Source organism: Janthinobacterium woesei (genome assembly GCF_051380875.1).
Lineage (GTDB): Bacteria > Pseudomonadota > Gammaproteobacteria > Burkholderiales > Burkholderiaceae_D > Janthinobacterium.
In genome coordinates, this window is record NZ_JBNYXW010000011.1 from 38,108 (window position 1) to 60,014 (window position 21,907).

17 protein-coding genes are annotated in these 21,907 nt (G+C 53.7%); 6 read left to right on the forward strand and 11 right to left on the reverse strand.

The window, feature by feature from the left end:
- Positions 1-323: 323 nt before the first annotated feature.
- The 4 genes from ACQ4W6_RS14205 to ACQ4W6_RS14220 all read right to left on the reverse strand — a co-directional run bounded on the left by ACQ4W6_RS14205 (position 324) and on the right by ACQ4W6_RS14220 (position 6,094).
- Positions 324-2,447: a GmrSD restriction endonuclease domain-containing protein gene (locus ACQ4W6_RS14205; RefSeq protein ID WP_436567826.1), complete on the reverse strand. Its 2,124-nt coding sequence runs from the start codon at positions 2,445-2,447 to the stop codon at positions 324-326.
- Between the two features lie 249 nt (positions 2,448-2,696).
- A complete protein-coding gene (locus tag ACQ4W6_RS14210) occupies positions 2,697-3,809 on the reverse strand; it encodes a restriction endonuclease subunit S (RefSeq protein ID WP_436567827.1) in 1,113 nt (370 codons plus the stop codon).
- On the reverse strand, positions 3,806-5,800 hold the full coding sequence (locus ACQ4W6_RS14215; RefSeq protein ID WP_436567828.1) for an HsdM family class I SAM-dependent methyltransferase: 1,995 nt from the start codon (positions 5,798-5,800) through the stop codon (positions 3,806-3,808). The genes ACQ4W6_RS14210 and ACQ4W6_RS14215 overlap by 4 nt, the downstream gene beginning before the upstream one ends.
- 66 nt (positions 5,801-5,866) lie before the next feature.
- Positions 5,867-6,094 (reverse strand): DUF6471 domain-containing protein, encoded by a 228-nt coding sequence (locus ACQ4W6_RS14220; RefSeq protein WP_436567829.1) that lies wholly within the window; start codon positions 6,092-6,094, stop codon positions 5,867-5,869.
- Between the two features lie 457 nt (positions 6,095-6,551).
- On the opposite strand from ACQ4W6_RS14220, the gene ACQ4W6_RS14225 reads away from it, so the two are divergent.
- The 5 genes from ACQ4W6_RS14225 (at position 6,552) to ACQ4W6_RS14245 (ending at position 13,933) form a co-directional block, all read left to right on the forward strand.
- Positions 6,552-8,894: an ATP-dependent nuclease gene (locus tag ACQ4W6_RS14225; protein WP_436567830.1), complete on the forward strand. Its 2,343-nt coding sequence runs from the start codon at positions 6,552-6,554 to the stop codon at positions 8,892-8,894.
- Positions 8,891-10,798, forward strand: coding sequence for a UvrD-helicase domain-containing protein (locus ACQ4W6_RS14230; RefSeq protein WP_436567831.1), 1,908 nt, complete (start codon positions 8,891-8,893; stop codon positions 10,796-10,798). Before ACQ4W6_RS14225 ends, ACQ4W6_RS14230 begins: the two co-directional genes overlap by 4 nt.
- A gap of 319 nt (positions 10,799-11,117) precedes the next feature.
- A complete protein-coding gene (locus ACQ4W6_RS14235) occupies positions 11,118-12,377 on the forward strand; it encodes a DUF6602 domain-containing protein (RefSeq protein WP_436567832.1) in 1,260 nt (419 codons plus the stop codon).
- Positions 12,378-12,604: 227 nt separating this feature from the next.
- Positions 12,605-12,832 (forward strand): hypothetical protein, encoded by a 228-nt coding sequence (locus ACQ4W6_RS14240; RefSeq protein ID WP_307779013.1) that lies wholly within the window; start codon positions 12,605-12,607, stop codon positions 12,830-12,832.
- Positions 12,833-12,937: 105 nt separating this feature from the next.
- Positions 12,938-13,933, forward strand: coding sequence for an IS481 family transposase (locus ACQ4W6_RS14245; protein ID WP_436567833.1), 996 nt, complete (start codon positions 12,938-12,940; stop codon positions 13,931-13,933).
- An 86-nt stretch (positions 13,934-14,019) separates the two neighbouring features.
- Here ACQ4W6_RS14245 and ACQ4W6_RS14250 read toward each other — a convergent pair whose 3' ends face one another.
- From ACQ4W6_RS14250 to ACQ4W6_RS14265, 4 genes are all read right to left on the reverse strand, one after another.
- Positions 14,020-15,129 (reverse strand): hypothetical protein, encoded by a 1,110-nt coding sequence (locus ACQ4W6_RS14250; RefSeq protein ID WP_436567834.1) that lies wholly within the window; start codon positions 15,127-15,129, stop codon positions 14,020-14,022.
- Positions 15,130-15,240: 111 nt separating this feature from the next.
- Positions 15,241-16,467, reverse strand: a complete 1,227-nt coding sequence (locus tag ACQ4W6_RS14255) for a phage/plasmid replication protein, II/X family (RefSeq protein ID WP_436567835.1) — start codon at positions 16,465-16,467, stop codon at positions 15,241-15,243.
- A 370-nt stretch (positions 16,468-16,837) separates the two neighbouring features.
- On the reverse strand, positions 16,838-17,782 hold the full coding sequence (locus ACQ4W6_RS14260; RefSeq protein WP_436567836.1) for an AAA family ATPase: 945 nt from the start codon (positions 17,780-17,782) through the stop codon (positions 16,838-16,840).
- Positions 17,783-17,795: 13 nt separating this feature from the next.
- The gene (locus ACQ4W6_RS14265; protein ID WP_436567837.1) at positions 17,796-18,218 is read right to left on the reverse strand and encodes a helix-turn-helix transcriptional regulator; all 423 of its coding nucleotides are present in this window, start codon (positions 18,216-18,218) and stop codon (positions 17,796-17,798) included.
- 192 nt (positions 18,219-18,410) lie between these two features.
- Here ACQ4W6_RS14265 and ACQ4W6_RS14270 point away from each other — a divergent pair, with 192 nt between their 5' ends.
- Positions 18,411-19,148, forward strand: a complete 738-nt coding sequence (locus tag ACQ4W6_RS14270) for a transcriptional regulator domain-containing protein (RefSeq protein ID WP_436567838.1) — start codon at positions 18,411-18,413, stop codon at positions 19,146-19,148.
- Positions 19,149-19,299: 151 nt separating this feature from the next.
- On the opposite strand, the gene rng is transcribed toward ACQ4W6_RS14270, so the two are convergent.
- From rng to rlmH, 3 genes are read right to left on the reverse strand one after another with little or no spacing between them, the layout of a single operon-like run.
- The gene (rng, locus tag ACQ4W6_RS14275; RefSeq protein ID WP_436567839.1) at positions 19,300-20,763 is read right to left on the reverse strand and encodes a ribonuclease G; all 1,464 of its coding nucleotides are present in this window, start codon (positions 20,761-20,763) and stop codon (positions 19,300-19,302) included.
- A gap of 43 nt (positions 20,764-20,806) precedes the next feature.
- Positions 20,807-21,427 carry a Maf family protein gene (locus tag ACQ4W6_RS14280; RefSeq protein ID WP_436567840.1) on the reverse strand — a complete coding sequence of 207 codons (621 nt, stop codon included), beginning with the start codon at positions 21,425-21,427 and terminating at the stop codon, positions 20,807-20,809.
- 7 nt (positions 21,428-21,434) lie between these two features.
- Entirely contained in the window at positions 21,435-21,905 is a 471-nt protein-coding gene (gene rlmH / locus ACQ4W6_RS14285) for a 23S rRNA (pseudouridine(1915)-N(3))-methyltransferase RlmH (RefSeq protein ID WP_034747108.1), read from the reverse strand.
- Positions 21,906-21,907: the final 2 nt, after the last annotated feature.

Consider the following 21,907-nt stretch of genomic DNA (forward strand, 5'->3'; position numbering starts at 1 on the left):
ACAAAGAAGAAGATTTAACTCCCTAAGCTGGAGCGTCGCAATGGGCTTTTTCTACAAGACTCAGGCTACCGAGACATGTTCACATGCCGCAAGCAGTTGATCGATCGACTTGCGACACTGACAGTCACGCCGGCTGGGTACGGGCCGAAAGGGAAGTTCTACACATAGCCGGAATGCTAAAGCATTCAGGTAATGGTTAAGACGGAATGGCCGCGACTTGATCTGACACAAACTGTCAGATGAGTTAAAGTCCTCATGGTCCGCCTCCCGGCCAGAAACGGCCATTAAACAACTTAGATGAGCCCCCCGCGTCTCTAATCAAATCATTCGTTCTGCGCCCCGCCCATCTGTTGCTCGAAAGACTGCCGGACCAGTCCCAATACGTATGGCAGTTCGTCTGTATGGCTCAAACCGACTTCAACGTCGCCATTGCCCCATCGGCCAATGTTGGAGATATCGCGGCACAGGCCCTTGGGGTCTTCGATCTCCGTGATGCCGAGGTTGAGCACCAGCAGCAGGCGCTTGGCCTGGGGGACGACGTCAACGAAGTTCGTCTCTGCCTTGTAGGCCACGTAGAGCTTAAGGAACTCTTCATTGATGCATGGATCTAGCGTCAAAATAGACTTTCGCAGCGCCTCGAACAATTCGTGGATGGGGCCTGAAGACAAGAACGGATGGTCAGCCATGCTGTATGACTGGCCAGGTTTGGCTGAGGTCGGCTGGTAGGCGGTGAGCACATCTTCTGCCAGTTGCGGCGATATCCAGACGTGCGCGGCATCACGGGACAGGCGATCGGCGCGGGCCATGATGGCTGCCTCATCCCACGCATGCACTTTGCCGAGCCCAATGTTCAGCTTCAGTGGACTGTACGCAAATCCGACCGGATTGCCATTCTTATCGATGACTTGATCGCGCTTGTAAGCGAAAGAACGATCGCTGTACTCGCTGTTGTAACCCGTAAGGGTCAGGTTGCCCAGGCTATGAACCCATTGCTGCTGAACGCGCTGCCAATCATGACCAAGCTCTGTTTGCCACTCTTTGGACAGGTCCGCGTTCTGGGGCAGGATGTGCTCTATGGTGTAGTCTTCAACCACGACGCGCTCTTTGCGCCCGTAGTTTTCCAGCCGGCGCAGCCAGTAGCTACGGCTGCGGAAATTGTAGAGGTCACGTACCTTGACGTCCCGCTGGAACTCGTCGTCGCCTGGGAAGCGGCGGTACGACGGCAACATCAGGAATGCGGCCTGAACGCTTTCAAGGTAACGGTCTTTTTTCAGCATTCGACTCAGGCCTGCGAACGTTTTGTTCATTGAATTGGTGGGAATGGCGCAGATGGCGCGCCGGAACACATAACTCTCGACCAAGTGAACAATCCGCAGTGCTTCCTCTGTATTCAGACGCCCTTGCTTATAGTCGTGGTACACGTCCAACAGGAAAGGGTACGCCACGTCGACCTTTAGTTCGCGCAGATCGTGAAAAGCTTGCCTGAGCCCGGTATCGGTCTCCGTATCCAAGGCCATGGCGCAGTAATAGGACGCATAAACGTAGATGTCGGCCACGAGATCACAAATGTCGCCCTTGAAGCTACGTGCAAACGCCTTGAACGCGTGGTATACGTCACGGACGTTAGGGATGTCCCCCGTCTTCGCCGTGAGGTAGTGGCGCATGAAGCCGTCAAAGTGCACCACGTAGGCAGCTTGGCCGAAGGCCTTTTCCATTGGCCGCCAGTAAGCTTTGTAGAGATCGGTTTGCAGCTTCGGCTCAAGCCCCATCAGGATGTAGTTGCGGATCAGATCCGCCTGGCTAAGTTCCAACCCTGTAGAGTTCATGCTCTCAAAGATCATCTGCGGATTGTCCTGAGCGCGATCAAGCGCCACATCAACTATCACAAGCTTGGCTAGGCCCTGGCAAATGGCTTCCAGCTCCGACTGGTTTGCCGTAATCAATTCCTGGAACAGGGCGTAGTTCTCTGTGATGCGGCTGCTGGCCTCTGCCGGTAGCGGAGCGCCTTGCAGTAGAGCGAGCAGGGTCTCTTTGTCGGTCTCTGATAGAATCAGCTTAAAATGACGCTCGCCTTCTTCGTCTGGGTTGAGCAGGTAATAGTTGCGAAGCTTCTTGTTCGAAAATGCTTCGAGTACTTCTCCCAGCCCGTGTGTCTCGAAGTGCTTAGCTAAGGCCGCAATGAGTAAGGTACTGGTGGTTAGACGCTGTTGGCCGTCGATGACCAGCAATGCTTCCTGACTGGTGACTGATGACAGACCGCGCTCCACGTAGACGATAGAACCGATGAAATGCGCGCTCACCTCCGGATCGCGGCCAGCGCGCATCAGATCGCCCCACAACTGACGGCACTGCGCAGCTGTCCATGCATAGTTTCGTTGGTAGATCGGGATGATGAACTGGGGAGATTTGCGTAGAAATTTGAGCAGATTTGCTTCGGTGGCTTTCACTTCGGTCCTCGAAAAGTTTTTTGTGATCAATGCGCCGAGACGTTCAATTTTTGTTGTGCATGGTACGGCATGTTCGAACGCGCTGGCGAGTGAATCGTTTTCGTTAGTGGACTCGACCTGACTCACAGAGTCCACAAACTGCAAAATGCGTGCTTAGACAGTAGAGCTTATTCGGGCATATGAACGTCCGGTGCGAATGGTGCCGGTCGTCGGACGTCGTGTGTCAGGCCAAGTCTGAGCTAGTACAGATCAAGGCGTGGCCGCTACACCTATTGCGTCTTTTAGTGCGACATTCATCGCGATTTCAGCTCTCAAGCGTAACGTACGCCCGTAACGGCTCATCCCTTCCCAGTCCACGACTTGTTCCCCGTTGACGTCGGTCGTCACTGGCACCATGATTCGGGTTGCCCTAAGTCGCTCCAAAGATGCTCCGTTGCCCCATTGGAACTTGCTCATCTGCTCGCGAAGAAGCGAGACGAGAATCGGTCCATTGTCCGCAGAAAGTTGACGGTGCCGGAGAACCTGGATCTCTTTGCTTGTATAGAAGGGTACTGGCTGATAGAACACAGTCGAAGTTGAAACTCCGATCGTAACGGCGTTCCCTGCGTTGGGTGGGTCAAATCCTTGATGTGGCAGGAGTGCTCCGATTCCGTTTCCACCGCCTGAACGCGCAACATACGGTACTGATGGATTGCCAGACGAGATCGCTTTACTAAGATCGAACCACTTGCCAGCCGCACGCATTGACTCAAATACATCTGTGATGAGCATCGGCACATACGTCAACTCCGGTTCTGCCATTTTCTCAGTTTGAGTCAGTTGCCGAACAGCCCGCATTCGCAGCTTCGCATCGTTCACCAATTCTTTGCCGAGGCGGGTTAAACTATCCCAGTCTACAACCTGCTCGCCATCGACATTGGACGTCACGGGAGCCATGATCTTCTGGCGACCAAGGCGATGCAACGTTAGCTTGTAGCCAAAACCGAACTTCGGGACACATTGGTGCGTGAGCATGCTCGCGATCAATAGCAAGGCGTGCTCTGTGGCTTGGCTGGACAGCGGTTGGAGGGCGATGACGTCGTCCGACGCGCTGAATGGAGCTGGTTGGTACTTAGCGTGCCCAGTTCCGCCGTCGCCGTTGTAGATCAAGGTCACCCAGCCACCCGGAAACAGCACAGGAGTATCAGCAAAATCAGTAATACTATTGTTCACTCTCGACGCGCCGACAAACGGGGTTGTTCCAAGTTTTCTATGCGCGGAGATCAAACGTCTCCCTTTGTGAGCGCGGAACAGACCAGCCTGACGCCCCTCGATGTCGGTCACATATACTGGGGCGAAGGTCAGCTTATCAAATGTGTTCACGTGCCGTCTCCCACGCATCGCAGTTTTTCCTCTTTAGGTGTAATGAGTCCGCCGTGGCCGTGGGCGTGCATATCCACCTGCCACGTGAGGTAGTCGGCAACTGTCGCCATGAAGTCCTCGACAGTGGGGGGCTGGTCATTGAAGTAGAAGTACGAGTGCTGCCACTCATCCAGCGCCGTGATCTCAGAACGTACGATAAACCGGGTGTCGTCAACCGCATCACCTCGCAGCACTTCAAGCAGGTGTTTGCGTCGCGAAGCTGCAGTGCCATCGTCCGTGAGTCCTCGGTGCATCTGCACCTTGTACCCGTCGTGTTGGAAGTTAACGAACTTCACCTTTGCATCTAGCGGATGCGGCCGCCCTGCGGTAAATAGTACGATCACAGGATGCACTCCTACACCCGAGTCGGCAAAGGTCTCGCCGTTCAAAGTGATAACTGTGTCGAGCGTGTGCTTCTTCAACAGTGACACCTTTCGGTCTTTGTCTTCTTTCGTCTTTCCAACCATTGTGGACTGCGGAACGATCGCTGCAAGACGCCCCCCAGGGTTCAGAAACTCTAGTGCTCTCGCGATGAAGGCCAGCTCGGATAAGTGCCGCGTTGTTTTGTCCTTTGCCTGCGAGTACGGTGGGTTCAGCAGTGCCTTCGTGAAGCCGTGACCTGGGATCCAGCTATCTCCTGTACTGCGCTTATCGCCACGCATCTCATGCAACGGAGCTTCAAAGATCGAGTCGCGGCGGAAGTTCGCCTTGCCATCGCCGCGTAGGATCATATTCGTGGCACCGATGGCGAACAGCTTGTCCTGGAGCTCGATGCCGTGGAGCCGGTTCTTGCGAATATCTTCCTTAACTATCTCGTCATCACCTGCGTCTTTGAACATCCGGTGCATCGCAGCGATGAGGAACGACGCGGTACCCGCCGTAGGGTCGAGGACCCAGTCGCCAGCGCCAACATCGATGAGCTCGGTCATGAGCGCTGTGATGTGCTCTGGAGTAAGCACAATGCCAAGTGTGTTGCCGTCACCGCCGCCGTATGAGATGAACTCGTGGTAGAAGTTCCCTAGCACGTCGAATGAACTCATCGAGGGATCTGTGACGACTTTCTGCACGTCCGACTTTAGAATCTGCGCAAACCACTTAAGCGGTGTCATCCCCAGCTCTTTGTGCACGCGGTTCAGCGCGGGTGATTTTTCGATGAACGCGAACTGGTCGAGCAACGTGCCGATCTTCTGCTGCGGCCCGAAGCCCTTAGATACCATGTAGGCATGGGCTGCCTTGTAGATTTTCGCGCCGTCCCAATCGTCGGGCAGACTCTGGTCGTAAGAGCCTTTCAACTCTTCGATTTCAAAGCCGGGCTTCTCCAGGGCCAGCAGGATCGCCGACACTAGCGGTGCCTTGCGGTCATTCTCGACAGAGCCGAAGTTACGCATCCCCTCATGTAGACGCGAAGCAGCCGCCTTCACGGTGTCTAGCTGAATCTCCGACTGCGGCTTGTTCCCTCGCACTGCGACTGAGTAATACTCTCCGATAGATTCCGCTCCAAAGACATCAAGGTTATCGAGGTCGTCGAGTAATTTGATTTGGCCAGGCCCCACGTACGCCACAGCGATCTCATGGTGGTGCTCTTCACCACCGATGCCGACAGCGAAGATCCCCTTGTCGTGCGGCACTCCATTACGCAGCATCGCGCTCGCATAGTGGACCGCGCCGTTGAACGCATAGTCCTGCCTATACGGAAACGTAGTGTTCACCAGACCATCTTCTAAGAACCGCGTGAAGCGTGCTTCCTTCTTGTCCTCGATAATCACAATGAAGTCATCGACGACAAACACGAATTCGGGTTTGCCTTCGCCCTTTCCTGGCTTTGACTTGGAACCACCCGCGAGTGCGTTACGCTTCCACTTTGGGCCGCCGTCCTGCTCCCATGGTCTTGTGACTCCAATATCCCTAAGGAGGTCGCGTACGAACTGATCGGTGGCCTTCTCATTGCCCATCTAAATTCCATTCTCTGTTAAAGCGCTACGTAGATCTTGTAAAAAACATTTTTAGACGCTAATAGGTTACTCGCTCAATCGCACCGTTTTAACGCTTAATGCAGCCATGCACTGAGCAAAGAATGCAAAGCTGAAAGTGCCGCGATTAATCTTCGCCGCGAGTCCCTGATATGTTTCATGCACACCAATAGCATCCAATCGGCTCACAAGCTCTTCATAGCCGACGCCTGAGCGAGCGAGCTCTGCTTTTAGCAGATTGCATGCGTAGCGGCTCCATTCGTCAGTAGTCATCATTGGCGGTTGTTATTGACATCTAGCAATGCTACACGAGCGTAGGGCATTCTACAAATATATCGATTTTTTTACACATAGGCATGCTTAAAATGAGGTTTGTCAGTATGGGCAAATATTTGTAGGCTTTACTCGACGCGAACACGGTTTGGATGCCAGCTAATGAAGTATTGGCCGGTGAGAGACAAGCAGACCTTGCGAAAACAGGAAGCTCTGCTATCAATAATGCATGAATGCTCGGTTCGTCAGATTCTTGCGCGTGACATTTCGTGAATTTTTCATCTAAGCAAGATGTTATGCTTATATTTTTTCTATGTGCGGCTAGGTGTAGCCGCTCATGACGCTTTGGCCAATATAAGAACTGACAGCGTGCCATATTGGTTTCCGTTGCCCTATGACCGTCGCGACCATTAGAAATCACTGACCTTAGTGGTCATTCCCTAAAAGAAAAGCGAGAATTATGCACATCGAGACAGTCTGGATTCGCAACTTCAGGCGTCTTAAGGACGCCCGCATCGACTTGGCATCAGACATTTCCATTTTCGTGGGAGCCAATAATAGCGGTAAGACTTCAGCGGCACACGCTCTGCAGTTGTTCACCTCAGCGTCTAAGAGCCGATTTTCGCTTCATGATTTTAGTTCTGAATGTTGGGAAGCCATTAACTCCTTTGGGGAGGGCACAGCGGGCGTTGAACTGCCAACTATTTCCATCGACATCTGGTTTGGCGTCAGCCCTGCCGATCTTCATCGAGTTGTAGATCTGTTGCCAAGTTTGGCGTGGCAAGGAGCCCGGGTCGGTATCCGAGTCGAGCTCGTCGCGTCAGACGCGCCAGCGCTTAGAACCAGTTTCCAAGAGACGCGAACCCGCGCTAGGCTCGCTAATGCGCCCCCCGCAGAACAAACTGAAGTGCCAGCCCTGGCGGAGCCAGCACATGCTCAAAACAATGGTGAATACAACCCACAGCCACGTACGCTTTGCGACTTTCTCTCAGATGCCACGGTTGATCGCCTGTGGCGAGATTTCGAGTTACGCTACTACGTTCTTGATCGTGCCCAGTTCGACGATAATCTGCATGCCGGGGACGCTTACACTCCCCTGCGTCTGTTGCCAGACAAAGGTCGCAGCGGCAGGGATGTCTTGGCCAGCCTTGTCATGGTGGACTGCCTGCATGCCCAACGTCACCTGTCGGACTCCAATGGAGGCTCCCGAGCCGAAGATCTTTCCCGTTGTCTGAGTCGCTTCTACGAGAGAAATCTTGAGAAACGCGGCGAAGACCACGAGGCCCAGCGTGCGCTGTACCAATCCGAGACCTTACTGAACGCTCACCTTGAGCGCGTCTTTGGTCCCACGCTCGAACAGTTAGCTCACCTTGGTTATCCCGGCGTCAATAACCCACGACTGCTGATAAAGACCGCCCTGAACCCGGCTACGATTCTCAGCAGCCACGAAGGTGCTCGCGTCCACTATGCCGTGGGTGCGTTGGGCGGGGTGGAGGGCTCAGCCACCCTGCCAGATCGGTATAACGGCCTTGGCTTTAAAAACCTAATCTATATGGTTGTCGAACTGCTCGATGTTCATGCTAGATGGCTTGACATCGAGGAGAATCGCCCGCCTCTGCACTTGATCTTCATTGAGGAGCCGGAAGCACATCTGCATGCTCAGCTACAGCAGGTCTTTATCCGTAAGGTGCTGGACATCCTCTCCGTACCCGAGGAGGATGCACCTTTTTGCACCAGCCAGCTTGTCGTCTCGACCCATTCACCGCACGTGCTCTTCGAGCGCGGCTTTCGACCTATTCGGTATTTTCGCCGCGCTACTGATGTGGGCGTGCAACGGTCTCAGGTCCTTAGCATGGCAGCATTCTACGAGGCAGCGAACGACCCTGCTGATCCAGCCGATAACACCAGGGATTTCCTTGAGCGCTATCTGAGGCTCACGCATTGCGATATATTCTTCGCTGATGCCGCCATTCTTGTGGAAGGCAATGTCGAGCGCATTCTGATGCCTCAGATGATCGCGAAAGTGGCGCCGCAGCTACAGTCGACTTACCTAAGCATTCTGGAGATCGGCGGCGCGTTCGGCCATAGGTTCAAAGGCCTCATCGACTTTCTAGGCCTAACTTCTTTGATCGTGACTGATATCGATAGCGTATTTCCTTCAGATGTCGACGCTCCTCCGCAGCCAGGAGATGCACCTGTCGATGATGATGCCGGCGATGCAGATCCTGACACAACCGAAGAAGCTGAAGAGGCTGAAACGGTTCGACGCGGACGTAAGGCTTGCATGGTTCATGAAGTTGGAGCGCTCACGTCGAATCAGACACTGGTCAAGTGGCTTCCAGGCTGCCGCACTATCACCGAGTTGCTCGCTGCGACTGTCGATCAGCGTACCCAACCAAGGGCTGAAGGTGGGGATGCGCTCGTGCGCGTCTCTTACCAAACGACGGTTGAGGTAACTTGGCAAGAGACAACAGGGAACAGAACTGGCAGGACGCTGGAGGAGGCCTTTGCCTTGCAAAACCTGGCGTGGTGTCAAAATGTCGACCGCAAAGACCTTGGTTTGCGGATCAAAGGTTGCAACAAGCTTGACCTCGATGGCATCGCAGAAAGTTTATATCGAAAGGTTAAGAACGCGAACTTCCATAAGACCGATTTTGCGCTCGCGCTATTGGCCCATGATCCCGCTGCATGGCAAGTACCGAGCTATATCTCAGAAGGCCTGCGATGGCTTGAGGGCCAAGTTGCACCCTCGCTATCTCTCCCCGCAGGGGAACAGGCAGGCGATGTGGAAGCGGCACCATGACTCGGCGCGTCGGACAGCCTGATACGCAGGCAGATCTGGATTTGCGTGCTTGTTTGGACGAACGGCCACAACGCAGCTTCGTGATGGTCGCCGGCGCTGGTTCCGGGAAGACGACATCCCTGGTAAAGGCACTCGACCACTTGGGGCGGACGCGAAGAAAAGAGCTCAAAACGCATGGCCAACGGATTGCCTGCATCACGTATACGGAGGTTGCGGTTAAAGAAATCTGGGGCGATGTCGGAAACGACCCACTATTCCATGTATCAACGATTCACAGCTTTTTGTGGGCGGTGGTGCGGCCATTCCAGAACGACCTGAAAACCTGGGTAATCTCACGCATTCACGAAAAAATTGCCGACGCACAGGAGCATCACGATAAGCCTAGGACACGTGCGGCGACGCGCGAGGCCCTGGTCAGAGATATCGCCCGCTATCGGAACCACCTTGAGGCCGTAGAGTCCCGAACACACTTCAGGTATGGTGCGGGCAGCGACTTTGGTCGGGGCATCCTTGGCCACACTGACGTCATTTCAGCAGCGGTTAAGCTAATCGACCAGAGCCAGCTACTCCGCGACATCATCGCGAGTCGCTATCCCGTTCTGTTCGTCGACGAGAGCCAAGACACACGGCCGGATATCGTAGCTGCCTTTCGCGGCATAGCCGAGACCACCCCGGTCGAGTTCTGTCTAGGTTTCTTCGGTGACCCGATGCAAAAGATTTACACCGACGGTGCGGGTGCGATTGATGTCCCCGACCACTGGCGTCAGATCACTAAGCCGGAAAATTTTAGATGCCCGCAGCGTGTACTCAGCGTCGTTAACGCAGTTCGTCAGCCAGGCGATGGATTAGTTCAGACGCGCGGTCGAATTCAGACGGTCAACGGAGTTCAGCTCCCCATGGAAGGCTCTGCGAGAATATTTTTGCTTTCGGCCGACGAGCATCGCTCGGTGAAGTTGGCAAAAGTTCGGGAGTGGCTTCGACGAGCGAACAACGATGAGCACTGGGTGAGCGAGAATCGAGCCGCAGACGTCCGGGCATTGGTAGTCGTACACCGTATGGCCGCGACTAGGCTCGGCTTCCCCAACCTATATGCAGCGTTGAACGACAATGCACCTTCTAGTATTAAGGAGGGTCTAAAGGATGGCACCACATGGCCGTTGAGACCTTTCCTGACATACTTGTTGCCTTTGGCAATGGCGGTGATCGCGCACCGTGGTTTCGAGGTGATGAACTTGCTGCGTGCTGAGTGCCCGCGACTGAGCTCTGCTGGCCTAGTAGGAGAAAACGCTCCTGATGTTTTGAGGATGCTGCAAACCGCGACAGAGGAAATCGCTCGTCTCATGGTGTCGACTGACGTAGCATTTCGGGAGGTGCTTGTCTTTGCGCAGGATGCCGGGTTATTGCATCTCGACGAGGCGTGGACCAAATATTTCGATGGTGATCCTGCCATCCTCGCAGTTGACGATGACCCTGAAGTGCCGGCCGTGACGGCATTTCTAAACTGCCGTGTCGGCGAATTGACTGCTTACCATCATTACCTTGAGGATCTGTCGCCATTTGCCACCCAGCAAGGCGTAAAAGGAGCCGAGTTTGAGCGGGTGCTTGTGTTGATAGATGACGAGGAGGGACAAACCCAGCGGCAGTTCTCCTACGGGAAATACTTCGGCATGACGGCATTGTCAGATACGGATAATGACAACATCGCTGGTGGTGTCGACAACGTGGTGGACCGCACGAGACGCCTCTTCTATGTGTGCTGCTCACGTGCCACGCGCGATCTCGCCGTAGTTATGTTCATACACAACATCGCATTAGCCCGTGCAAGCGTTGAGGAGGCCAATCTCTTTGCGCCAGAGGATATTGTGGATGAAGTCTCTCTTGAGGCAGCACTGGCTTTAGATTAGCATTCGACCAACCAAAAATTCTTGGACGCTCAGCTGATGCCGCTTCGGGACTCACTGAATTTTAATGTCGGCTGACTATCGATAATGGTGGCTTTTCGATAGTTGGCGCTTAGATCCGTGCAAGCGACCAAGCAATCCCTAATTGTTCATTATGCCCGTGCAAATGCTGTGCGCTCGATTGTCATGGAATAGGCTCTCGTAGTGTCAGTATTATGATTAACTGGCAATCGCTAATTAATTCCGGTGTTACTAAGGCGGGCGGAGAATTCCAAGCCTTATAATAGACTTGGATTTTTTGGCTTGGAATAGAGATATTAAAATGCAAGTACTTTCCGAACTGCTGAAGAAAATGAGTGATCGTGAAAAGATCATTCTCAATGATTATCCGATTAAACATGCACCAACTATCGGGAAAATGTATGAAGGTCTCACCAAGAGGCTTTTGAACGAAAGTATGCTTGACAAGTATGGCGTCAAGGTCGTTTCAGGGTTTATCCAAGTGAGTGACGAACGCTCCGGCCAGATTGACTGCATGGTTGTAATTGGCGATGGAAGTCGTATTCCACATACCGATGACTTTGTTTATCCGATTTGCCAAGTCCTTGCAGTTATAGAAGTTAAAAAAAATCTCTTTGCCACTGAAATTGCAGAGGCCTATCATCATCTCAATGACACACTACGGTTGTCTAAATTGGCGCTTAAGCTCCAAGAAGATGAAAAAACTCTCGAATTCAGTACGGCTCGCCCTGCATTGGAATATCTGTACTTGTTTGGCGAGTTGGCACCACGCTACGAAGAAAACCATGTTCTACCTTTTCATAAACGCGTGATATATCACACGCTAGTCCGTGATAGTCTGACACCATTGAGAATTGCTATCGGATACAATGGTTATAAGAGTGAACTGGGTTTCCGAAGAGGTTTTGGTAGGCTGTATGATAATAAATCCAATGTGCTAGGTTATGGTGTGATCAACATGCCTAATCTAATGATCAGTGATGGCTTTTCCATTGTCAAAACGACTGGTTTGCCGTATCGCGGTTTCTGGGATGAGAAAGCTGGTTGGGGCTGGCTGTCATCCAGCGGTAGCAATCCGCTTCTTTTAATTTTGGAGCTTTTATACGCCAGAATTGAGCTAGTGCTGAAGGTAGCGGTTGATTATGGTTCGGACTTGGAAGATGAAGTTCTTTATCCACTCATGCTCGGCAGGCCCGTCCAAGTGAATAGTCAAGCCGGGTGGAACTATACATTCATAAATGCACCATTGCCAAAAGGTAAACCTCGAAGCCAAGAATGGACTCCGTTAGAAGTTTCTGAATATCAAAAAGAAGTTCTCGATTTATTGCATGCAGAGGGGGAATTATCTGGCGATGATCAAAAACTTGCGAGATTTAAGGATAAATATTCTATCGATGACGTTTATGAACTCGTTCAACCCTTGTTAGATGCTCGTCTGATGATAAATAGCAAGGGAATATTATCGATTGCTCCTGCTAAGGTTTTAATAGCGAAGGTAGCTGAGAAATGGTATTGCGGTAGCGAAGCAGATGGACGGTTTCAGCAATGGTTGGCACGTTAACTCGTCTTGGCAGCTATCCCATGACATCTCGCTCCATTTATTTTTCGGGGAGTCTCAGCATGACTGCTAGCTGGTATGTTTTTCTGAAGTGTTTTGAGCGGGACAAAGTGTTGGCTGCGTATCCGCGCCTTGACGTACATCGACCGTCCTGACCGACATACACATTCGTATTGATATTTGCTCAATACTGATGTATATCTAGTGTTTCTTTCAGGAATGGAGATGAGATGGCGCACGAAGTAACCCTCAGTATTAATAGTAAATTTGTCTTACATAAAGATGTAGAAATCGAGGTAAAGACAGACGGTTCAAAGCTCGGCACCTTACTGGTTAGCAAGGGTAACATTGAGTGGCTGCCGTCTGGAAACTCGGTGAACAAGCATCGGATGACGTGGAAGAAATTTGCGGCGCTGATGGAGAATCAAGGAACGCCTGCCAAGGTGGCGGGGAAGTAGGTGTCTAGAGTTGGGTGATCATGTCCCGACTCGCAGCTTGCCCTACTTCAAAGCCAGGCGCCTGTTGAGTACACTGTTAATTCCTGTCACCCCATCGCCAGCGCCATGACCCAAGCCCTTCACAGCCAAGCCCGCACCACCCACCTGATTCGGGAAGAAATCCGCAACTCGACACTTTCCCAACAGGAACTGGCCGAACGTTATAACGTGAGCCGCCTGACGATCCGCAAATGGCAGAATCGCGACAGCCCGCAAGACCGCTCGCACCGGCCGCACACGATGCACACAACGCTCACGCCCACCCAGGAGCTGATCGTCGTGGCCTTACGCACTACACTGCTCTTGCCCACCGACGACTTGCTGGCAGTCGCGCGCGAGTTCGTCAATCCGGCGCTTTCGCGTGGTGCCCTGGGACGCTGCTTGCGGCGCCATGGTGTCTCCAGTCTGCTCGAACTGGCCGCACGCGAAGGCGACAAGCCGGTCACCAAAAAGTCGTTCAAGGATTACGAGCCCGGCTTTTTACATATGGATATCAAGTACTTGCCGCAGATGCCTGATGAAACCGAACGCCGTTACCTGTTCGTCGCCATCGACCGCGCCACGCGCTGGGTCTTCATGGAAATCTATGCCAACCAGTCCGACAGCAGCAGCACCGACTTTCTGATCAAACTGAAAAATGCTTGCCCAGTCACCATCGTCAAGCTGCTCACCGACAACGGCAGCCAGTTTACCGACCGCTTTACCAGCAAGCAGAAAGACCCCGTGAGCGGCGACCGTATCCCCAGCGGCAAGCATGTCTTTGACGTGCTGTGCAAGCAGCTGGTGATCGAACATCGATTGATTCCGCCTCGCCATCCGCAAACCAATGGCATGGTCGAGCGTTTCAATGGCCGCATCAGCGAGATCGTAAACCAGACCCGTTTTGGCTCTCGGGACGAACTGGAATCGACGTTGCGCAATTACCTGAAAATCTATAACCACAACATTCCTCAGCGCGCCCTGAATAATGAAACACCGATCCAGGCAATGAAAAAATGGCAGCAGACCAAGCCGGAATTATTCGTTAAACGCGTCTATAACCAGGCGGGTCTTGACAAGTAGGTACTCGTCACATTATCCCGAGGCAATGAGCATGGCAGCCGGTGCCTCAATCGCTCCGGCCTCAGGTAACGGCATGACGCCGATGACTACGTCATCATGTAGACCTGCCGCAGCTCGGCCAGCAGTTCAGGCCAGCTTGCCTTGCAAAAGCACGAAGCTGCGTCTTTTTCAGTTTGGCGGAGGTCGCCTGGGTACACGAGCGCCTCCACCAATGCAGGCGGGCGATAGTGCCGGTTGATGCTCCAAGGCCTAATCATGTCGATGCCCGTTGCGCTCAAAATAAATGGACGGAAGCGGCGCCACGCCTTCAACTGGGATGCCTGCATGTTGCCCGCCATCATAGGTAGGGCCGCCGATTGTTTCTCGTCCTTTCCGGCAATATAGTCGCGTATTACCTGTTTCTTCCGTTCTGCCAACAGGTCAAGGGCTGCTCGGCCTGGCTCAGAATGTGTGGGCGGCTTTCCATCTAACTGTAACATGGTGCGCATGGTCATGTTGAAGATCGTCTTGTAGCGGTCTTCGGCGTACGCATTTCGCCAGCTATCGAAGTTTTCCCAGTCGTGAGAGCGCAGGAAGGCTTTGTTCAGCGTGACATCGAATCGGGCAACAGTCGGGTTGGCCCAGAACTCAGCGCTGATCGTCACTCCATCAAGTGTTCGATTCGGGGTGCCCGTCGCACTGGGTGCGTTCGTACGTGCGCCGGGCTGGCACGCTGAATAAGAGGTACGGCTATCGGCAGGATGATGCTGAATGGTGAGGCCCAGCAGACGCGAATATTCGCTCAGTTGCTTCTTTAGTGCGGCGGAAATACTAGGTTTGTCGAGCCGGATCAGATAGGTGATTGCAGTCGTTTGGACGGATATGTGTTCGGTGCTAAGCGCGTCGAGTGCCTGCTTGGGCAGTCCTGCGCGAGCCAGTTCTATGCGCGCCAGCTCTAAGCCTAGGCGACCGACCGCATAGACGCTGGTCCCGTGAGGGAATTGAGGAAGTTTCGTGGCGTTTGAGAGCACTACCTCGACATCGATGGCTGTTGCCAGCCGCGTCCCTTGCTTGTAGCCCCACAGCGTTTTAATCGAGGTCCGTGCCAGCGTGGATATTGGTACCGCATCGTCCGCTTCATTAAAATGAGGGACAGCCTTACGTACATCATCGGGCAGATGCTTGAGGTTTATGCGGATGTGAACGGATTTTGTCATGATGGACTCTGGTATAAATCGTTTATCTAGTTTTTTGCGACATAGAGTTGGTGCGCATGGCGTCACGCTGATCGCCGGGGCGAGGTGTGGCGGCTAGCCATAGCTCTACGCTTATGAATCCAATTTTTCTGCGTTTGCGGTCGGTAGATCATCATCCAGTTTGTAGGGATCGAGGTAGACAGACGAGACACTGGTGATGCCTTGCTGGCGGCAGTAGTTTCGCCATTCTGTCTGCATGTCACGCGCGTAGAACAGCGACTGGTCTGCGCGGATTTCAGCCGGTACGGGCAAAAAATTCTCGGCGCGAAGAACATCGCCAAGCTCCATCGTCACGTCGACTGCGCCCGGATGCGGTAGCAGGATATCGATGCCATATTCCGCTTTGATGATGCGGCGATGGCTCTTAAGCAAACCTTCATCGTTGCCGAAGAATGACGTCATCTCTTCACCCCGCTGCCACAGCGCCACCGTGGTCCGGTATACAGGGCGGATCTTCTGTAATTCCGCCCTTCCAAGGCAGCTACGAAGAGTGCCTCGCAGGTTATACTTTTCCAGCAGCTCCATGAGCATTCGAGCAAGCACCTTGGGCGACAACATTGAAGGCAGCGGAACTTTGCCTTCAAAGCGGCGGGTCAAGCTCTTGAGCCGATAAACTGCCTCAAGCCGAACAGCGTCCTTAGTCAACAGTTGTAGGGATGCGGCGTTCTCGCTGGGCGGGAACTCAAATTTATGCTTGGCCTGTGTCATTTCAGCGGCCTTATCGTAGGCTTTCAACGATTGGAGCTGGGAGTGCTGATCGAAGTACACGGTCTCGCGTGGAAACAGCGTGGTGACAAGCCCAGAACGTATGCCCGCCAATGCGAGGGCGTTGACGACGGCGCCGACAGATACGCCAGCGGGAGTTTTCAACATGAACGGAATGTCGATTCGCGTAACCTCAATGCCATCACCCTTCATAAACTCCCACGGGCGCATCTTATCCTTGAGTTGCAGTGGGTAAGTCTGCCGAACGGCATCAAGCATCGAGTAGGCGGTCATGACAGCATCACCCGACGACACGATATTATGGCCCTGATAGTGGATCGCGTTGCTGCCCTCGACCAGCAGTTGGCTCTTGGATTTGACTGTACTTACCCGGAGCGACTGGCCTTTTTTGCTTGATTCAGACTTCAGGCTACCCTTTGCCCACCCCGTATTGGCAGCAATATCGTCGCCATCACTAATCTGTGAAAACGCCCTCGACAGCTTGGCGTTGGGTACGTTGGGAACGCGCAGTCCCATCGTGTCGATCATAATGCAGTCCATCAGGTGTTGCAGATTCTTGTCGGCTGTGTTCATTTCAATTCCTTTAGTATTGGTTGGTACCATGATTCGTGAAAGCTGCCATGGTTGCCTGGGTATCAATGTGCCCATGGCTGCATCGTGGTGCCTAGGCCGACAATCGATATAAGCAGTGATAGCGGTTACCCAAGGTCACAGTGGGCAATGCGCATCATGTGTCTATCACGTCGATTAGCTGATGATGGTGGTTGTCCTTCACATTGCAAACCGTAGGCCTAACTTGTGCATTTGTTGTCGTGTTGTACGGTATTACGGTGTCACTGCACTGGCGCCCGACCTCAATATTTAAGTAGGGATGTATCCCCCTTACCGAACTGTTGCAGTGTTGCAGGCGTATAGCGCGTGCAACGATGCAACGACATCTCTCTTAAGAATCGACTACTAATGTTCGTTCGCGCAGCTTTTTGAGCGTTCGGCTGACCGTTGATTTCGATATCCCGAGTTCGAGTCCGATTTCGTCCATGGAGAGGCCGTCTTCGTGCATCCTAAGCATAGCGATTTCATGCTGTGATGGATTAAAGCCGGCCGGCGTTACCTCGAAGTCTAGAGATTCATCTTCGGTCCAAATAGAGCACTCATATTTCTGCCGCAGTTCAGGGAGGTGGTCTCGTAGCTTCGTGTGCTCGATACCAAACCGTGTGTCCTGACGCTTCGCGTCACTTTGCAGTGGACTGAGCAAAATCGAATAGTCCAATAAATCTTCGTGCACACTTGATCCACGCTGCTGGCCATTTTTACCGGTGTGGTGGATTAGAAGTACCGCGATCCCAAATAATCGCTTCTTGATGAGCCAGTTTTTTATGACAGCCCAAGAGCCGCTGTCTTCGCGACCGCCGCTCGTCCATGCAGAAAGATTATCTATGATGATTAACCTTACGTTATCAGGGATTAATTCGTCGATCTGTTGCTGTCCTTCCAGCGTATCGATGGAACCGATAGGGTCTCCAACGTAGTCTCTGCTTATGATGTGAATGTTTTCCTTCGCGAGTATCTGAGATTGTTCGTTAGTATTTTTTGCGTGCAGCAGACCAAAGCGTTCTTTAATGCCTGTCGCACGCATCTCCCCATCTAGGTACGCCACAGGCGCGCAACTCCCGACGCCCCATGGGTTCACAGGCTTGCCAGCTGCGATCGCATACGCGAATATCATTGCGCACCAAGATTTTCCGCCACCTCTTGGGCCAGCGATTAGACCAATAGATTTTTCAAGAATCATTGGGCCAAGTAGCTCCCTCTCGGTAGAAAGGGGTGTATCCAGAAACGCCCCCAGTTGAATAGCGCCTCGACGGCGATGTCGCACCAGATTATTCATTTGAATTACCTCATCATGTTGCGGATTCGTTGGATTGCTGACGTGGTCGTACTAACTGCGAAACAAACAGTTCGATTGCAATTGGTTTGTTTGTCCGGCTAGCTAAGGCGCGTGCCTCCAGGATGGCGTCCAGTTCTACAGCCAGCCAGCCAACAGATCGTTTACCCAAGCGGATTGGGGGCGGAGCTATGCCGTTTTTGACGTCTTGCCAAAACGTTGAGTTTGCTCGTCCCATCTTCTTTGCGCTGTCTGGTAGACGTAGAACGCGGAGGTCTTTAGTCTCATGCGCACTTTGAATTAAGGTCAGGTAAGCCGGCGCAAGCGGCTGGTTGGTATATGCTGTCGGGCACCCCTTTGTTGCCGATGCCGGCGAGAGAGGCTTAGCATTTTTTTGATGTTTGTTGTGGTGTTTGGTGTCTTGGGGTTTCAGTCGCATTTCGATCTCCTATTAAGCATTAGATAGATGCCGATAGAAGAATTTTCGTCTTTCAATGAGTTTCTGAGGCGGAAATGTAGGGGGTATCCAGCTGCGGAAATTTGTCGAAATTCCGATAAGAGGTTGTACCTACTTGCGTAAATTTGATACTCTGAGTTACCCTACGTGTAAGCAACTTACTAAGGGGGAAGCATGAATTATCTGCGTCCAGATTGGAAAAATAGCGAGAGCTATAAATTTAATCCTAAAACGCTGTCATATAGGGGGTACGCTTGGGAGTTCTTGCGACGGAATCCAAAATTTCAGGAGGAGGGGACTCGTGCGCTTGCGTCCGGTTCAGGTCGTGAGCGCGAACAGGTAGCGAGCAAGTTTGGTTTGCGCGACTTGGTGTCATATTGCGATGAATATGTGCCAGGAAAGCCGGAACTTGTTTGGCTTGCAGAGGCTCTATGCGAGCCTCCAGTGGTGCATAGAAGAGGCAAGGCAAACCCAATTCAGACTTATCAATTGGGGCAGGTAGCACTTATTTTTGACTTGGATGCGACTGTGACCTCTGGGCCAGCTGCCATTGATGCATATCTTTGGGATGCGCGGCGAACGTTAATGGAGGAGCGCAACCGCTACATTTCGACGTTATCTTCGAGTGATGAGCGGGTTGTGCGTGCCAAGTCACCGAGTATCCGAAAGGCAAAGCTGTTTACTTGGCTAAGAACCTACGATGCTATCGAATGCATGGGTGCCTCTCAGAAAGAGGCGGCAAAGATTTTGTATCCGGAGGATTTCGTGCCGGAGCCATTCACGAAAAAAACAAAAGAGCTTGCAGCGCAAAAAAGGGTCTCTGACGATAGGCGACGAGCAATGAGCCTCGTCGACAACGAATACCTTTCATTGGTTCCACTGGACTACCTACAAGATAAGTCTAAGAGATGATTTTACTCGGCGCTCTTAGGGAGTCAAGTGACATTAAAGCCCTTTAGTTCTGCCTAGTGTAATAAATACTTTTTGTGTAGCTAGTTGTGTAGTCAGGGCACAATTTTTATCTTGATGGGGTATAACATATTGATTATTAATTGAATTTTCTTTACATCAAAATGACGTCGTATTGTTCCTGGTGGTAGGCATTTTCTACCTGCAGCGAGATTTTCTTGCCGATGAAGTCGCCCAGCATGGCCAGGTGCTGCGATTCTTCCTCTAAAAACAGGTCCACCACCTCCTGCGAAGCGAGGATGCGGAATTCGCGCGGGTTAAATTGCTTTGCTTCCCGCAGCAGTTCGCGCAGGATTTCATAGCAGATCGTGCGCGAGGTCTTGACCTGGCCCTTGCCGGCGCAGGCGGGGCATGGTTCGCACAGGATGTGCGCCAGGGACTCGCGCGTGCGCTTGCGTGTCAATTCCACCAGGCCCAGTGGCGAGAAGTTACTCACCGAGACCTTGGTGCGGTCGCGCGACAAGGTGCGTTTCAGCTCGGCCAGCACGGCGTTGCGGTGCTCGGCATTGTCCATGTCGATGAAGTCGAGGATGATGATACCGCCCAGGTTGCGCAGGCGCAACTGGCGCGCGATGGCGTGCGCCGCTTCCAGGTTGGTCTTGAAGATGGTGTCGGCGAAGTTGCGTCCGCCCACGAAACCGCCCGTGTTGACGTCGATGGTGGTCATCGCCTCCGTCTGGTCGACGATCAGGTAACCGCCCGATTTCAGGTCGACGCGGCGGCCCAGCGCGCGCAGGATCTCTTCTTCCACGCCATACAGGTCGAACAGCGGGCGTTCGCCCGTGTAGTGCTGCAAGCGTGTCAGTTCGCTGGGTGTATAGATTTCCGCGAATTCGCGCAATTTTACATAGTTTTCGCGCGAATCGACCTGGATGGTGGCCGTTTCATCGCCGACGAAGTCGCGCAGCACGCGCTGCGCCAGGTTCAAGTCCTGGTGCAGCAGGCTGGTGGCGGGGCGCGTGCGCGCGCCGTGCACGATGGTGCCCCAGGTTTTTCTCAGATAGTCGACGTCCGCCTTCAAGTCCGCGTCGGACGCGTCTTCGGCCATGGTGCGTACGATGTAGCCGCCTTTTTCATCGGATGGCAGCAGGCTTTGCAGGCGTACGCGCAGTTGTTCGCGTTCCGCCTCCTTTTCGATTTTCTGCGAGATGCCGATGTGTTTATCCTGCGGCAGGTAGACCAGCATGCGCCCGGCGATCGAGACCTGCGTCGACAAGCGCGCGCCTTTCGTGCCGATCGGGTCCTTGATCACCTGCACCGTCAGCACCTGGCCGTCGAACAGGATTTTTTCGATTGGCGCCGGCGTGGCGTTCTGGCCATCATGGCCGCGCGCTTCCCAGATGTCGGCCACGTGCAAAAAGGCGGCGCGTTCCAGGCCGATGTCGATGAAAGCGGACTGCATGCCCGGCAATACCCGCACCACTTTGCCGGAGTACACATTGCCGGCCAGGCCGCGCGTGAGCGTGCGCTCGATGTGCAATTCCTGCACGGCGCCCTGCAAGATGAGGGCGACGCGCGTTTCTTGCGGCGTGATATTGATCAGGATGTCTTCGTTCATGTAGGCGCGGGAGTGGAGGCAACGAATGACATCATACCCGGGATCAGGGCAAGGGCAAACCTGCTAGCCTTAGCAACTGTGCAGTTTCGTACAGGGGCAGGCCCATGATGCCGGAATGGCTGCCTTCGATATGCTCGACGAACAGCGCGGCGCTGCCCTGGATGCCGTAGCCGCCGGCCTTGTCGTAGGGTTCCGGCGTGGCGCAATAGGCGGCGATCGAGGCTGGCGAGAGCACGCCGAAACGCACCTGCGAAATCTGCGTGCGCTGTTCGGCGAAATCCTTGCAATGCACGGCGATCGAGGTCAGTACCTGGTGCGTGCGGCCCGACAGCAGCTGCAGCATGGCCACGGCCTCAAAGCGGTCCGCCGGCTTGCCGAGGATGACGCCGTCGATGGTGACGGTGGTGTCGGCCGCCAGCACGGGGCGCGGGGTCAGATGGCGCCGGCGCACCAAGTCCCAGGCAAAGGCGGCTTTTTCATTCGCCACGCGCGCCACATAGTCGAGCGCAGACTCGCCAGCGAGGACTTCCTCGGTAACGTCGGCGCCGCGCGGGCCGTCGCTGCGCAGCAGCAGTAATTCGAAATCGATGCCGATCTGGCGCAGCAGTTCGCGCCGGCGCGGGCTTTTGGAGGCGAGATAGATCTTGTTATCAGCCGGTTTCATGGAGAGGTCAGACGCGGTGATAAGGATGGTTTTGCGTGATCGACCAGGCGCGGTACAGCTGCTCGGCAAGGATCACGCGCACCACGCCGTGCGGCAGGGTCATGCTGGAGATGCGCAGCATGCCTTCGGCACGCGCCTTGAGTTGCGGGTCGAGGCCATCGGCACCGCCGATCAGGAAGGCCGTGTCGCGGCCATCTTGCTGCCACGCCATCAACTGCTGCGACAGGCCGACACTGGTCAGGTCCTTGCCGCGTTCGTCGAGGGCGATGATACGCACGCCCTTGGGCAGGACGGCTTCGATGCGTTCGCGTTCCAGCGCCATCGCCGTGGCGGCGGTTTTGCTGCCGGAACGTTCCACCGGCTTGATTTCTTTCAGCACGATGCGCAATTCCGGCGGCATGCGCTTCGCGTATTCCGCGAAGCCCGTCTCTATCCAGGCCGGCATTTTATGGCCGACTGCAGCGATGATGAGCTGCATCG